At 69.9% G+C, this 14,104-nt stretch carries 11 protein-coding genes; 2 read left to right on the top strand and 9 right to left on the bottom strand.

The features are described 5' to 3' along the window. Positions 1 to 15 precede the first annotated feature (15 nt). Positions 16 to 1,419, top strand: coding sequence for an MFS transporter (locus ACIBG8_RS13635; RefSeq protein WP_397343011.1), 1,404 nt, complete (start codon positions 16 to 18; stop codon positions 1,417 to 1,419). Here ACIBG8_RS13635 and ACIBG8_RS13640 read toward each other — a convergent pair. The 9 genes from ACIBG8_RS13640 to ACIBG8_RS13680 all read right to left on the bottom strand — a co-directional run bounded on the left by ACIBG8_RS13640 (position 1,401) and on the right by ACIBG8_RS13680 (position 12,582). Further along, positions 1,401 to 2,363 (bottom strand): ABC transporter ATP-binding protein, encoded by a 963-nt coding sequence (locus ACIBG8_RS13640; RefSeq protein WP_397343012.1) that lies wholly within the window; start codon positions 2,361 to 2,363, stop codon positions 1,401 to 1,403. The two genes, ACIBG8_RS13635 and ACIBG8_RS13640, sit on opposite strands and share 19 nt — an antisense overlap. Beyond that, on the bottom strand, positions 2,360 to 3,295 hold the full coding sequence (locus ACIBG8_RS13645) for an ABC transporter ATP-binding protein (protein ID WP_397343013.1): 936 nt from the start codon (positions 3,293 to 3,295) through the stop codon (positions 2,360 to 2,362). Before ACIBG8_RS13645 ends, ACIBG8_RS13640 begins: the two co-directional genes overlap by 4 nt. Next, the gene (locus ACIBG8_RS13650) at positions 3,292 to 4,257 is read right to left on the bottom strand and encodes an ABC transporter permease (RefSeq protein ID WP_397343014.1); all 966 of its coding nucleotides are present in this window, start codon (positions 4,255 to 4,257) and stop codon (positions 3,292 to 3,294) included. The genes ACIBG8_RS13645 and ACIBG8_RS13650 overlap by 4 nt, the downstream gene beginning before the upstream one ends. After that, positions 4,254 to 5,192 (bottom strand): ABC transporter permease, encoded by a 939-nt coding sequence (locus ACIBG8_RS13655; RefSeq protein ID WP_397343015.1) that lies wholly within the window; start codon positions 5,190 to 5,192, stop codon positions 4,254 to 4,256. Before ACIBG8_RS13655 ends, ACIBG8_RS13650 begins: the two co-directional genes overlap by 4 nt. Further along, complete coding sequence (locus ACIBG8_RS13660) at positions 5,189 to 6,862, bottom strand: ABC transporter substrate-binding protein (protein ID WP_397343016.1); 1,674 nt, start codon at positions 6,860 to 6,862, stop codon at positions 5,189 to 5,191. The genes ACIBG8_RS13655 and ACIBG8_RS13660 overlap by 4 nt, the downstream gene beginning before the upstream one ends. 121 nt (positions 6,863 to 6,983) lie before the next feature. Further along, positions 6,984 to 8,945, bottom strand: coding sequence for an ABC transporter ATP-binding protein (locus ACIBG8_RS13665; RefSeq protein ID WP_397343017.1), 1,962 nt, complete (start codon positions 8,943 to 8,945; stop codon positions 6,984 to 6,986). Further along, positions 8,942 to 10,678: an ABC transporter ATP-binding protein gene (locus tag ACIBG8_RS13670; protein ID WP_397343018.1), complete on the bottom strand. Its 1,737-nt coding sequence runs from the start codon at positions 10,676 to 10,678 to the stop codon at positions 8,942 to 8,944. The genes ACIBG8_RS13665 and ACIBG8_RS13670 overlap by 4 nt, the downstream gene beginning before the upstream one ends. Beyond that, on the bottom strand, positions 10,678 to 11,304 hold the full coding sequence (locus ACIBG8_RS13675) for a TetR/AcrR family transcriptional regulator (protein ID WP_397343019.1): 627 nt from the start codon (positions 11,302 to 11,304) through the stop codon (positions 10,678 to 10,680). Before ACIBG8_RS13675 ends, ACIBG8_RS13670 begins: the two co-directional genes overlap by 1 nt. Positions 11,305 to 11,352: 48 nt before the next feature. After that, the gene (locus ACIBG8_RS13680; protein ID WP_397343020.1) at positions 11,353 to 12,582 is read right to left on the bottom strand and encodes a cytochrome P450; all 1,230 of its coding nucleotides are present in this window, start codon (positions 12,580 to 12,582) and stop codon (positions 11,353 to 11,355) included. Between the two features lie 66 nt (positions 12,583 to 12,648). On the opposite strand from ACIBG8_RS13680, the gene ACIBG8_RS13685 reads away from it, so the two are divergent. Continuing rightward, positions 12,649 to 14,079, top strand: a complete 1,431-nt coding sequence (locus ACIBG8_RS13685; protein WP_397343021.1) for an FG-GAP repeat protein — start codon at positions 12,649 to 12,651, stop codon at positions 14,077 to 14,079. Positions 14,080 to 14,104: the final 25 nt, after the last annotated feature.

Below are 14,104 nucleotides of genomic sequence, written 5' to 3' on the forward strand. Positions count from 1 at the left end.
GGCAAGATTGACTGCATGACATTTGCCCAGGTCCGCCTGAAAACCGCACAAGGACGCTGGATCCTGGCAGCCACGGTGCTCGGGTCCGGGCTCGCCATGCTCGACAGCACGATCGTCAACGTGGCGATGCCCGCACTGGGCAAGGAGCTCAACGCCGGCATGGCCGGCCTGCAGTGGACGATCAACGCCTACACCCTCACCCTGGCCGGGCTGATCCTGCTCGGCGGCTCGCTGGGCGACAAGTACGGCAGGCGGAAGATCTTCCTGATCGGCACGGTCTGGTTCGCCCTGGCGTCCGCGCTGTGCGGCCTCGCGCCGAACATCGAGGTCCTCATCCTGGCCAGGGCGTTGCAGGGCGTCGGCGGTGCGCTGCTGACGCCGGGGTCGCTGGCGATCATCCAGGCGTCGTTCTGCAAGGAGGACCGGCCGCGCGCGGTGGGCGCCTGGTCGGGGCTGGGCGGCGTGGCCGCGGCGATCGGGCCGCTGCTGGGCGGGTGGCTGGTGGAGCACCCGGGCTGGCGGTGGGCGTTCCTGGTCAACCTGCCCTTCGCGGCGATCGTGGTGCTGGTGACGCTGAAGCACGTGCCGGAGACGAAGGACGAGCAGGTCCACGGCAAGTTCGACGTGGCGGGTTCCGCGCTGGCGGCGCTGGCGCTGGCCGGGATCACCTACGGGCTGATCGAGAAGGGCGCGCCGATCCCCATCCTCGCCGGTGTGGTGCTGGGCGCCGCGTTCGTGTGGCTGGAGATCCGGCGCTCGCCCGACGCGCTGGTGCCGGTGGCGATCTTCAAGAACCGGGTGTTCACCGCGGTGAACGCGGTCACCTTCATCATGTACGCGGCGATGGGCATCGTCTTCTTCCTGCTGGTGTTGCAGCTCATCCAGGTGTCCGGCTTCTCCCCCACGATGGCCGGGTCGGCGATGCTGCCCACGACCATCCTCATGCTGCTGCTGTCGGCGAAGGCGGGCGAGGTCGCCAAGCGCTACGGCCCCCGGATCCCGATGACGGTGGGCATCCTGGTGGCCGGGGTCGGCTTCCTGATGATGTACAACATCGGCGAGGGCACCAACTACTGGCTCTACGTGCTCCCTGCGGTGACCGTGTTCGGCCTGGGCCTGTCGGCTGCGGTCGCCCCGCTGACCGCGACCGTCCTGGCCACGGCCGACGAGCGTTACGCGGGTACGGCCAGCGGCGTCAACAACGCCGTCGCCAGGACCGGCAGCCTCTTCGCCGTGGCGGCCGTGCCGCCCCTGGTGGGCCTGACGGGCAACGCGTTCGAGAACCCCGCGGTGTTCGACGCGGGGTTCAAGGCGGCGATGCTGATCAGCGCGGTCATGATGGGCGTCTCCGCGCTGATCACCTTCTTCACCATCACCACGAACGTCCTCGCCCCCGACCGTCAGCTCTCGGGGAAGTGACAGGCCACCTCCCTGCCCCGGACCACGGTCAGCACGGGCGCCTCCACCCGGCAGACGTCCTGCGCCTTGTGGCAGCGGGGGTTGAACGAGCAGCCGGGGGGCGGCGCAGCCGGTGAGGGCGGGTCGCCGCGCAGCACGATGCGCTCGCGGTGGGCCTCCACGTCCGGGTCGGGCACCGGGATGGCGGACAGCAGCGCCTTGGTGTACGGGTGGGCCGGGTCGGTGTAGAGGGCGGACCCGGGTCCGACCTCCACGATCCTGCCCAGGTACATGACCGCGATCCGCTCGCACATGTGCCGCACCACCGACAGGTCGTGCGCGATGAACAGGTACGCCAGCCCCATCGTCTCCTGCAGATCGCCCAGGAGGTTGACGATCTGCGCCTGGATGGAGACGTCCAGCGCCGAGACCGGCTCGTCGCACACGATCAGGCGGGGCTTGGAGGCCAGCGCGCGGGCGATGCCGATGCGCTGCGCCTGGCCGCCGGAGAACTCGTGCGGGTAGCGGTCCAGGTGCTGCGGGTCGAGGCCCACCTGGCGGAGCAGGTCGGCCGCCTGGGACCGGTCGAGCAGGCGGCGCGGGCCCGCGACGATCTGCTGCACGGTCTGGCGCGGGTTCAGCGACGCGAACGGATCCTGGAAGATCATCTGCAGGTCGCGGCGGAACGGCAGCATCGCGCGGGCGTCGAGATGGGTGATGTCGGTGCCGTCGAAGGTGACGGTGCCCGCCGTGGGTTCCAGCAGCCGGACGATCATGCGCCCGGTCGTGGACTTGCCGCAGCCGGACTCGCCGACCAGCCCGAGCGTCTCGCCTGGCCGCACGTCGAAGCCGATGCCGTCGACGGCCTTCACGAGCCCGCGGAAGGTCATCGTGAGGTCCCGCACGGACAGCAGGGCCGCCTGGTCGGGTGCGGCGGGCTGCGCGTCACGCGGCTCGACCTTCATGGCGCGGCTCCTTCCAGGTGGCAGGCGACCTTGTGGCCGCCGCCGAGCAGTGCGGGCTGCTCCGCCGTACAGACCTCGAGGGCGTGCGCGCAGCGGGGGTGGAAACGGCAGCCGGGCGGCGGCGCGAGGGGGGACGGCGGGCTGCCGGGGATGGCGACCAGCCGTTCCTGCGCGACGCCCGGCACCGAGGCCAGCAGACCCTGGGTATAGGGGTGGGCGGCCGACTTGAAGACGGTCCTGGCGTCGGCGTGCTCCGCGGTCCGCCCGCCGTACATCACCAGGACCTCGTCGGCCACCCGCGCCACCACACCCAGGTCATGGGTGATCATGATGACCGCGAGCCCGCGGTCGGCCTGGATGCGCGCGATGAGCTCCAGGATCTGCGCCTGCACGGTCACGTCGAGCGCGGTCGTGGGCTCGTCGGCGATGAGCAGGTCGGGCTCGCACGACAGCGCCATGGCGATCATCACGCGCTGCCGCATGCCGCCGGAGAAGCGGTGCGGGTGCTCGCGCGCCCGCTGGCGCGGCGCCGGGATGCCGACCTCGGCCAGCATCTCGACGGCCCGCTCGCGGGCGACCTTGCGCGAGGTACGGCGGTGCAGCCGGTAGGCCTCGGCGATCTGGTCGCCCACGGTGTAGAAGGGGTGCAGCGACGACAGCGGATCCTGGAAGATCATCGCCATCCTGCTGCCGCGCAGCGATCTGAGCCGCTCGGCGGGTGCGCCGACGAGCTCCTCGCCGTCGAAGACGATCGAGCCTTCGACGGACGCGGTCCTGTGCAGGCCCATGACGGCCAGCGACGACACCGACTTGCCAGAACCGGACTCGCCGACGATGCCCAGCGTGCGCCCCCGGTCCACGCCGAACGAGATCCGGTCGACGACCTGGGTGCCGCCGAACGACACCGACAGGTCGGACACCTGGAGGATCATGAGTACCTCACCCTGGGATCGATGACCGCGTAGACGAGGTCGACGACGAGGTTGGCCAGCACGATGAAGAACGCGGCCAGCAGCGTCGTGCCGAGGATGACCGGCTGGTCGGCCTTCACGATGCCGTCGTAGGCCAGCCGCCCGATGCCGGGCAGCCCGAACACCGTCTCGGTGATCATGGCTCCGGCCAGCAGCCCGCCGAGGTCCATGCCGAAGATGGTGACGATCGGCGTCATCGCCGCGCGCATGCCGTGCTTGGTGACGACCGTCCGCTCGTGCAGGCCCTTGGCGCGGGCCGTCCTGATGTACGGCTCGGCCATCGTCTCGATCATCTGCGCCCGGCTCAGCCGCGCGTACATGGCCGCGTAGAGAGCGGCCAGCGTGAGCCACGGCAGCAGCAGGTTGCTCGCCCACTCGACCGGGTCGTCGGTCAGCTCCACGTACGCCGGGTACGGCAGCAGCCCGGTGATCCGCACCACGAACAGCAGCAGGAGCATCGCCACGAAGTAGACGGGCAGCGACGCGCTGGTCAGCGTGGCGATCATCAGCGCGCGGTCGAGCCTGGTGCCCTGGCGCAGCGCCGACACCACCCCGACGCTCGTCCCGATGGCCAGCCACAGGATCGCCGCGCCGATGGCCAGCGACACGCTGGTGCCGAGGCGGTCGACGAGCAGGTCCCAGACGGGCAGGGCGTTCTGGTAGGAGTAGCCCAGGCAGGGCACGCCGCACTCGCCGCGCCCGGCGACGATGCCGACCACGTAGGCGCCGAACTGCTCCCAGAGCGGCCGGTCGAGCCCCATCTGCGCGCGCACCTCGGCGACCCGCTCGGGCGTGCACGTCTTGCCGCACGCCTGGACGGCCGGGTCGGTCGGGACGACGTAGAAGATCACGAACGTCACCGCGCAGATCACCAGCAGGATGCCCACCACGGCGAGCAGCCGCCGGCCGATATAGACGATCATCGGCGCACCCCCTTGGGGTCGATCGCGTCGCGCAGCGCGTCACCGAACAGGGTGAAGGCGAGCACGGTGAGGAACAGGCACAGGCCGGGCACGAGGAAGTACATCGGGTCGACCTCGTACCAGAGCATCGACTCCTGGATCATCTGCCCCCACGACGCGGTCGGCGGGCGGACCCCGACGCCGAGGAACGACAGCGCCGCCTCGGTGCCGATGTTGGTCGGGATGGACAGGGTGGCGTAGACGAGGATGGGCGCGGTGATGTTCGGCAGGATCTCCCTGAACAGGATCGTCCCGCCCATGGCCCCGCCGACGCGGGCCGCGTCCACGTACTCCCGGTGCTTGACGGTGATCGCCTGGCCGCGCACGATCCTGCCGATGTACGGCCAGCCGAACCCGCCCATGATGGCCACGAGCAGCAGGATCCTGTTGCCCTCCGGCATGACCGAGATCAGCGCGATCATGAAGATCAGGCTGGGGAACGACATCAGCAGGTCCATGATCCGACTGACGGCCGCGTCCACCCAGCCGCCGAAGTAGCCGGCGGCCAGGCCGAAGACGGTCCCGAGGAGCACGGACACGACCGTGGCGAGTGCAGAGATCAGCAGGGAGATCCGCGCGCCGTACACGATCCTGGAGAAGATGTCGCGCCCGCTGACCGGCTCCACGCCGAGCCAGTGCTGCGCGCTGATCCCGCCCAGCGTGCCCTTGGGCACGCCGGCCAGGTTCTGGTCGATCGCCGACGGGTCGAACTCCTCGGGCGCCCAGCCGTTCAGCCAGGTCAGCAGCGGGGCCGCCAGCGCGATGAGGACGAACAGGACCACGATCGCCATGCCGAAGACCGCGGTCCTGTCCCGCCGCACGCGCTCCCAGACCAGCCGGGACGGCGAGCGCCCGGCGGCGGCCTCGACCGCCACCGCCGGGGTCAGGACGGTCACTGCTGCTTGACGCCGAGGACGGCGAAGTCGAGCTGCCCCGCCCACACCGGGTGGCCGAACGCGCCGGTCACGTCCTTGCCCACGAGCAGCGGCTTGCGCTTCCAGGCGAACGGCACGGCCGGGGAGGCCTGCATGACCTGCTTGTCCAGCTCGACCCAGGCGGTCTGCGCCGCGGCCGGGTCGGTCATGGCCTGGATCTCGTCGATGCGCTTCTGGACGGCCTCGTCCTTGTACTGCCAGACGTTGCCCGAGTTGCCCTTGGGCACGATCGTGCGCCCGTCGAACAGCAGCGGCAGGAAGGTGGCGCCGGACGGGTAGTCGGGGCACCAGCCGTAGGTGAACAGGTCGGGCGTCTTGGCGATGTCGCCCACGGTGTCGTAGTAGACCGACGGGTCGACCGGGCTGAGGGTGACGTTGATCCCGGCCCGCTTGAGCGAGGACTGCACGGCCTCGCCGAGGTTCTTCTCGCCGGTGGAGACCGTCATGCCGACGTCCAGGGTCTTGCCGCCGAGCAGCGCCTTGGCCTTCTCCACGTCGCCGGTGGCGGGCAGGGCGTAGGTGTCCTGCTTCTGGCCGCCGGACATCGCGGGCGGCAGGTAGGAGGTGGCGATCTCGGCCATGGCCGGGCCGCCGATGGCGGTCTGGGTGGCCTGCTTGTCCAGGGCGAAGTGCACGGCCTGGCGCATCTTGGGGTCGTTGAACGGCGGCTTGCTGGTGTTCATGCCGATCATGTCGGTGCAGCCGGAGATCTCGCTGACGAGCCTGGACTTCACGTCCGGCTTGGGCAGGACCTTGGCGAGGCTGGCGGTGGTGGCGTCGACGTAGGCGACGGAGGTGGAGTCCTCGCCGCGGCTCTCGATGAGGCGGTCGTCGATGACGGTCTGGCGCAGGCCCTGCTTGACGATGATCTTGTCCGGGTAGGCCTTGCGTACGGTGTCGGTGGCCGGGTCCCAGTTCTCGTTGCGCACCAGGACGAGCTCCTTGCCCCGGTCGTACTTCTCGATCTTGTAGGGGCCGGAGGAGAAGACGCGGTTGTCGTACTGCGCCCCGGCCTCCTTGCTCTCGGGCACGGGGGCGAAGGTCGGCAGGGTCACCGTGTAGGAGAAGTCGGCGACCGGGCGCTTGAGGGTGAAGACGATCGTCTTGTCGTCGGGGGTGGCGATGGAGTCGAGGTGCTTGCCCTTGAGCGGGCCCTTGTAGTCCTCGCCGCCGGCCAGGTAGAGCTGCGCGTAGTTGGGGCCGCCGGGCAGCTCGGGGGCGAAGGAGCGCTCGACGTTGTACTTGATGTCCTGCGCCTTGACGGGCGTGCCGTCCTCGTACTTCAGGCCGTCCTTGAGGGTGAACGTCCACACCTTGCCGCCTTCGGCGGACTTGCCGAGGTCGGTGGCCATGTCGGGGACGATCTCCGAGCCCTTGGCGCCCGGCTCGGCCTTGAACGTCGTCAGGGTGCGGTACAGCAGGCGGATGCCGAAGTCCATGTGCGGCATCGTCCAGTTGCGCGTCGGGTCCAGATGGGAGAAGTCCTGGTTGGACAGGATCGTCAGTGTCCCACCCTTGACGGGGCCCGAGTCGGCCTTCTTGGCGGTTCCCGAGCCGGTGCCGCCGCCTCCGCCACAGGCGCTGACGGATAAAAGTACGGCGACGCTGAGCAGACCAATCCTTCGCGACATATGTCACTCCACACCATTGGGGGGCCTTGGTGATACGTAACATAGTAATGTGAAATAGTACTGACAAGCAGCGTTATCAACCCGTAGCCTCCCGCCCCGGGAGGGGCGGGAGGCGTGCAGGTCAGTCCACTTCGGCCACGGCCTGCGCGAACTGGGCGGAGTACAGCCTGGCGTACGCGCCGCCCGCCTCCAGCAGCGAGTCGTGCGTGCCCTGCTCGACGATCCGGCCCGACTCCATGACGAGGATCAGGTTCGCGTCGCGGATCGTGGACAGGCGGTGCGCGATGACGAAGCTGGTCCTGCCCTCGCGCAGCGAGTTCATGGCGCGCTGGATGAGCACCTCGGTCCTGGTGTCGACCGAGCTGGTGGCCTCGTCCAGGATGAGGATCGCCGGCTCGGACAGGAACGCGCGGGCGATGGTGATGAGCTGCTTCTCCCCCGCGCTGACCGTCGCCCCCTCCTCGTCCAGGACCGTGTCGTACCCCTGGGGCAGGGTGTGCGCGATGCGGTCCACGTGCGCCGCCTCCGCCGCCGCCTCGACCTGCTCGCGGGTCGCGCCCTCGGCGCCGTAGGCGATGTTCTCCGCGATCGTGCCGCCGAACAGCCAGGTGTCCTGCAGCACCATGCCCATGTGGGAGCGCAGCTCCTCCCTGGACATCTCGGCCACGTCGACGCCGTCGAGGGTGATCCGGCCGCCGCTCACGTCGTAGAAGCGCATGAGCAGGTTGACCAGCGTCGTCTTGCCCGCGCCCGTCGGGCCGACGATGGCCACGGTCTGCCCCGGCTCCACAGTCAGCGACAGGTCCTCGATCAGCGGCCGGTCCTCGACGTAGCGGAACGACACGTGCTCGAAGGCCACCCGCCCGCGCACCTGGTCGGGCCGCGCGGGCGTGCCTGGCTCCGCGCTCTGCTCGGGCGCGTCCAGCAGCTCGAAGACCCGCTCGGCCGAGGCCACGCCGGACTGCACGAGGTTGGCCATGCCGGCCACCTGGCTCAGCGGCTGGCTGAACTGGCGCGAGTACTGGATGAAGGCCTGCACGTCGCCCAGCGAGATGGAGCCGGAGGCCACCTTCAGCCCGCCCACCACGGCCACCAGCACGTAGTTGAGGTTGCCGATGAACATCATCGCGGGCTGGATCATCCCGGAGATGAACTGGGCGCGGAAGCTGGAGGTGAACAGCGCCTCGTTGTGCTCGGCGAAGGTCTCCGCCGCCTCCTTCTGCCTGCCGAAGACCTTGACCAGGGTGTGCCCGCCGTACATCTCCTCGATGTGGCCGTTGAGCTTGCCGGTGGAGGACCACTGCTTGATGAACTGCGGCTGCGACCTCTTGCCGATGATCGCGGTGATGTAGACCGACAGCGGGATGGTGACCAGCGCGATGAGCGCCAGCACCGGCGAGATCCAGAACATCATCGCCAGCACGCCCACGACCGTCAGCGCCGAGGTGATGAGCTGGCTCATCGTCTGCTGGAGCGTCTGGGCGATGTTGTCGGTGTCGTTGGTGGCGCGGCTGAGGATCTCGCCGCGCGGCTGGCCGTCGAAGTAGCTCAGCGGCAGCCGTCCCAGCTTGGCCTCGATCTGCTCGCGCAGCCGGTAGGCCGAACGCTGCACCACGGTCGTGGTGAGCCTGAACTGCAGGATGCCGAGCGCGGCGGCCAGCAGGTAGATCGCCAGCACCCAGGCCAGCACCTGCGCCAGGGCGGTGAAGTCGATCTGCTGGCCGGGCACCACGTTCATGGCGGCGACCATGTCGGCGAAGGTGTCCTGCCCCTTGGCCCGCAGCCCGGCCACGGCCTGCGCCTTGGTGAGCCCCTCGGGCAGCTGGGAGCCGATGACGCCGGCGAAGATGATGTCGGTGGCGTGGCCGAGGATCTTGGGACCGGTCACGGTGAGCGCGACGCTCACCACGCCGAGGGCCAGGATGACAGCCAGCAGCGGGCGCTCGGGCCGCAGCAGGTGGAGCAGGCGGCGGAAGGAACTGCCGAAGTTGAGCGCCTTCTCCGCCGGGCCTGACATCATCCGGGCGGGCCCGAAGCCGGGCTGGGGCCGGCGGGCGGGTGTAGCGGTGGTCGGGGTGCTCACGCGGCCGCCTCCTGTTCTGTGAGCTGGGAGAGCACGATCTCCCTGTACGTCGGGCAGCCGGTCATGAGCTCGGCGTGGGTGCCGGTGCCGACCACGCGCCCGTCGTCGAGGACGAGGATGCGGTCGGCGTCGCGGATCGTGTTGACCCGCTGGGCCACGATGACGAGGGTGGCGTCGGCGATCTCCTCGGCCAGCGCCTCGCGCAGCCGGGCGTCGGTGGCGTAGTCGAGGGCGGAGAAGGAGTCGTCGAACAGGTAGATCTCGGGCCGGTGCACCAGCGCCCTGGCGATGGCCAGACGCTGGCGCTGGCCTCCTGACACGTTGGTGCCGCCCTGGGAGATGGGCTCGTCCAGGCCGCCGGGCATCTCCTGGACGAAGTCGCGGGCCTGCGCCACTTCCAGGGCCCGCCACAGCTCCTCGTCGGTCGCGTCCGGCCTGCCGTACCGCAGGTTGGAGGCGACGGTGCCGGAGAACAGGTAGGGCGCCTGCGGGACCAGGCCGACCGCTCTGGAGAGCGCGCCTTGGTCGAGCTCGCGCACGTTCACGCCGTCGACCAGCACCTCACCCGCGCTCGCGTCGAACATCCGCGGGATCAGGTTGAGCAGCGTGGTCTTGCCGCTGCCGGTGCTGCCGATGATCGCCGTGGTCCTGCCCGGCCTGGCCGTCAGGCTCACCCCACACAGGACGGGCTCCTCCGCCCCGGGATAGATGAAGTCGACCGACCTCATCTCCAGCTCGCCGTTGCTGCGGTCGGGGGTGACGGGCTCGATGGGCGGCAGGACGGTCGGCTCGCTGTCGAGCACCTCCTGGATGCGCTCGGCGCACACCTCGGCCCGCGGGATCATCATGAACATGAACATCGCCATCATCACCGACATGAGGATCTGCATCAGGTAGGAGATGACCGCGGTCAGCGCCCCCACCTGCATGCTGCCGTCGGCGATGCGCAGGCCGCCGAACCACACCACGGCCACGCTGGAGACGTTCACCACGAGCATGACCGTGGGGAACATCAGCGCCATCAGCCGGCCGACCCGCAGCGACACGTCGGTCAGCTGGTCGTTGTTGTCGCCGAAGCGCTCGCGCTCGTGCTTGTCGCGGACGAACGCCCTGATCACCCGGATGCCGGTGATCTGCTCGCGCAGCACCTGGTTGACCCGGTCGATGCGCTCCTGCATGGTGCGGAACAGCGGGCGCATCCTGGTGACGACCACGGCCACGACGGCGATCATCACCGGCAGCGCGACCAGCAGCAGCGACGACAGCGCGACGTCCTGGTTGAGCGCCAGCACGATGCCGCCCACGCACATGATCGGCGCGGCCACGACCATGGTGAAGGTCATCAGGACGAGCAGCTGGATCTGCTGGACGTCGTTGGTGGTCCTGGTGATCAGGGACGGCGCGCCGAACCTGTTCACCTCCTGAGCCGAGTAGTCCTGCACCCGGTGGAAGATCGCGGCGCGCAGGTCGCGGCCGAGCGCCATCGAGGTGCGGGCGCCGTAGTAGACGGCCACGACGGAGCAGACGATCTGGAGCAGGGTGACGCCGAGCATGACGAGCCCGACGCGGACGATATATCCGGTGTCACCGGTGACCACGCCGCCGTCGATGATGTCGGCGTTGAGTGTGGGCAGGTAGAGCGTGGCGAGCGTCTGGACGAACTGGAAGACCACCACGACGGTGATCTCCTTCCCGTACGGCCGGAGCTGTCCTCGCAGGAGGCGTAGCAGCATCAGTGGGCGCCTTCTCTTGCAGTGGGGGCGGTCCGCACGAGCAGCCCGTCCAGGAGTATGGAGACGATCTCGTCGTCGTCGAGGTCTTCGGGCTCCACCAGCGGGGCGAAGCCGCGGTGGACGCTCATCATGATCTGCATCATCAGCAGGTGCGCGGCGGCCTCGGGAGCGCGGCGGAGCTGGGCGGCGTCGGGTTCGATCACGGCGGCGACGGCGGCCATGGCCCTCTGGCGGCCTTCCATCATCCGCTCGACGAACTCGGCGTCGTCGTCGGCCATCAGGGTTCTGGGGGCGGCCACGAGGTTGGCGTTGGCGACGAGCCCCTTGCGCAGCAGCGCGACCGTCTCGCGCAACCGGGTGCGCAGGTCGGCCCCACTGTCGATGGACGCCAGAGCCGTGCACAGCGGCTGGGCGTCGTAGGCGGTGAGCACCGCGGCGCGCAGCAGCGAGTTCTTGTCGCGGAAGACGCCGAAGATCGTGCCTTCGGCCACGCCGGCCGCCTCGGCGATCTGGCGGGTACTGATGGACATTCCGTGCTCGCGGAGCAGGGGGATGGTGGCCGCGATGAGGGCGGCGCGCCGTTCCTCCGGGGCCATCGCGGGCACGCGGCGGCGTTTGGCTGGCATGCGGTCAGTCTAATGAGCGAGCACTCACTCATTCAACCGAATTACCCTTTAGAAGGTGAAGGGCTGGGTCCTGACGCTGTTGTCGAAGTTGGAGACCAGGAGCTCGGGTTCGCCCACCGAGCGGATGCCCGGCAGCCGCGTCAGCAGCTCGCGGAACATCGTCCGCATCTCCTGCCTCGCCAGGTTGGCCCCCAGGCAGAAGTGCGGGCCTGGACCGCCGAAGCCGACGTGCGGCTTGGTGTCGCGGGTGATGTCGAAGGTGTCGGCGTCGGGGAAGACCGTCTCGTCGCGGTTGGCCGAGCCATAGAACAGCACGACCTTGTCCCCCGCCTTCAGGTCGAGGCCGCGCAGCGAGTAGTCCTGCGTCACCGTGCGCCTGAACTGCATGATGGGCGACACGTAACGCACCATCTCCTCGATCGCCCCGTTGATGTGCGCGTCGAAGTCGGACATCAGCAGCTCGCGCTGCGCCGGGTTGTCGGTGAGCAGCTTGATGCCGTGCGCCATCGTGTTGCGCGCCGTCTCGTTGCCCGCGACCAGGAGCAGCGCGAAGAACGAGCCGAGCTCCTTGTCGGTCAGCTTCTCGCCGTCGGGGTTGGCGTTGACCAGGAGCGAGACCAGGTCGCCCTGCGGCTCGGCGATCCGCTCGTGGCCGAGCTTGATGACCATGCGCTGCAGCGCGAGCAGCGCCAGCATGTTCTGCCCGGCCATCCGCACGCTGCTGACCAGCGACGGCCGCACGCCGGTGTAGGCGGTGGAGACGTCGACGTGCTCGTGCACCTTGGCCCGCATCGAGGCGGGGATGCCCATCATGTCGCAGATGACGTGGATGGGGAGCTGGGCGGCGACCTGCTGGACGAAGTCGCGCGGCCCGCCCGCGACCACGTCGTCCACGATGCGGGTGCACGCGGCCTGGATGTCGTCCTGGAGCCCGGCGAGCATGCGCGGGCTGAACGAGCGGGTGACGATCCTGCGCAGGCGGGCGTGGCGCGGGTCGTCCATGTTGACCATGGACTCGCCGAAGACGTTCTTCACCCAGCCGGGCGGCTCCGGGTTGGTCACGGCGGGCTCGCTGGAGAACACCTTCGCGTTGCGGCTGGCCTCCACCACGTCGTCGTGGCGGACCAGGGCGTAGAAGCCCTTGCCTGAACGCAGCAGCGGGACCTTCTTCTCGGGGAAGAACACCGGGCGGTCCTGCTGCCTGAGCCGGGCGAACGCCTCGTGTCGCTCTTTGAGAGGTTTGCGCCAGAAATCCAGATCGGCCAGGTCGATGTCCACCCGTCCATCCTGACACGTTCCCTGGGCGTTAAAGTCCAGTTCGGCGGGCGTGGAAACCATCCAGACATGAGCGTCACCAGAACCGCCCTGCTCGCCGCCGCCTGCCTCAGCCTCCCCCTCCTCACCTCGACCCCAGCCGCGGCAACCACTGCTACGAAGTGCGATGTCTCGGACTTCGACCGCGACGGGCGCGCCGACCTGGCCGTCGCCTCGCCGTACGCCACCGTGGGCGGGCACCCGCGGGCCGGACAGGTCACCGTCCTGTACGGCGACGGCCACAAGCAGCAGCTCAGCCAGGACTCCCCCGGCGTCCCGGGCGCGGCGGAGGCGGGCGACTCGTTCGGCTCCGCGCTGGCCGTGGGCGACTTCGACGGCGACGGCTGCGACGACCTGGCCGTCGGCGCCTCGGAGGAGTTCTCGGGCCCGCAGCACCCCGGCGCCGACGGCAACGGCGTCGTCCAGGTCTTCCACGGCGCGTCCGGCGGGCTCAGGCCGGCCGGGCAGCTCGCGCTGGCCAGGCCGTCCAGCGACCGGTTCGGCGCCGCCCTCGCCGCCGGCGACCTGGACGGGGACGGCGACGACGAGCTCGTGGTCGGCGCGCCGTCGCTGGGCAAGGGCGGCGGGATCGTGGTGCACGGGCTCGAGGGGCGCAAGCCGTTCACCCTGACGCAGAGGTCCATCGGGCAGCAGGGCCTCGTCACCGACCAGTGGGGCACCGCGCTCGCCACCGGCGACTTCGACGGCGACGGCCGCGAGGAGCTGGCCGTCGGCGCGCCCGCCGACACCGTGACGCTCGACGGGCAGGGCTCGGTCACCCTGGTCGACGTGCGGAAGAGGCGCGGCGTCCGGTACACGCAGGACAGCTCGGGCTTCAAGGGCAAGGCGGAGAAGTGGGACGCCTTCGGCGGCTCGCTCGCCGCGGCCGACTTCGACGCCGACGGCCGCGACGACCTGGCCATCGGCGTGCCCGGCGAGGGCTTCAACTCCAACCAGCGCGCGATGGACTACGGCGAGGGCATGGTCCAGGTCGTGTACGGCTCGGCCGGGGGGCTGCGCACCGGGCGCAGGGAGGCGTGGTCGCAGCGGGTGCTCAAGGGCGAGCCGCGCTACTACGACCGGTTCGGCGCCTCGCTGGCCGCGGGCGACTTCAACGGGGACGGCGACGCCGAGCTGGCCATCGGGGTGCCTGGTGAGAGCGCGGTGCAGGTGCTGGCGGCGGCGCGCAAGGGCGGGCTGACCCGGGTGGGGAACCTGCTGATCAAGGGCTCAGGGCGCGACTTCGGCGCGGCGCTGGCGGCGCTGCCGCTGGGCGGGGGGCGCTTCAAGGCGCTGTCGGTGGGCAAGCCGGTCTACGCGCTGGTCGTCGCGGCGCCGGGCAAGGGCGTGGTGACCCTGGTTCCCGGCGCGCGTCGGCCCGGCGCCTACCCTGGCCTGCGTCCGGGCAAGGCGCGCAAGCTCGGCAGCGGACCCGGCCTCTACGGTTACGCCATCGAGTGAACTATGCGGGCGCCGCCGCTGTCTA

The organism is Nonomuraea sp. NPDC050556, assembly GCF_044457355.1.
GTDB lineage: Bacteria > Actinomycetota > Actinomycetes > Streptosporangiales > Streptosporangiaceae > Nonomuraea.

Bases quoted from the DNA above. Each gene is read 5' to 3' on its own strand.
- ACIBG8_RS13645 (WP_397343013.1), bottom strand. From the start codon at position 3,295: ATGATCCTCCAGGTGTCCGACCTGTCGGTGTCGTTCGGCGGCACCCAG.
- ACIBG8_RS13675 (WP_397343019.1), bottom strand. From the start codon at position 11,304: ATGCCAGCCAAACGCCGCCGCGTGCCCGCGATGGCCCCGGAGGAACGG.
- ACIBG8_RS13660 (WP_397343016.1), bottom strand. From the start codon at position 6,862: ATGTCGCGAAGGATTGGTCTGCTCAGCGTCGCCGTACTTTTATCCGTC.
- ACIBG8_RS13685 (WP_397343021.1), top strand. From the start codon at position 12,649: ATGAGCGTCACCAGAACCGCCCTGCTCGCCGCCGCCTGCCTCAGCCTC.
- ACIBG8_RS13650 (WP_397343014.1), bottom strand. From the start codon at position 4,257: ATGATCGTCTATATCGGCCGGCGGCTGCTCGCCGTGGTGGGCATCCTG.
- ACIBG8_RS13670 (WP_397343018.1), bottom strand. From the start codon at position 10,678: ATGCTGCTACGCCTCCTGCGAGGACAGCTCCGGCCGTACGGGAAGGAG.
- ACIBG8_RS13635 (WP_397343011.1), top strand. From the start codon at position 16: ATGACATTTGCCCAGGTCCGCCTGAAAACCGCACAAGGACGCTGGATC.
- ACIBG8_RS13640 (WP_397343012.1), bottom strand. From the start codon at position 2,363: ATGAAGGTCGAGCCGCGTGACGCGCAGCCCGCCGCACCCGACCAGGCG.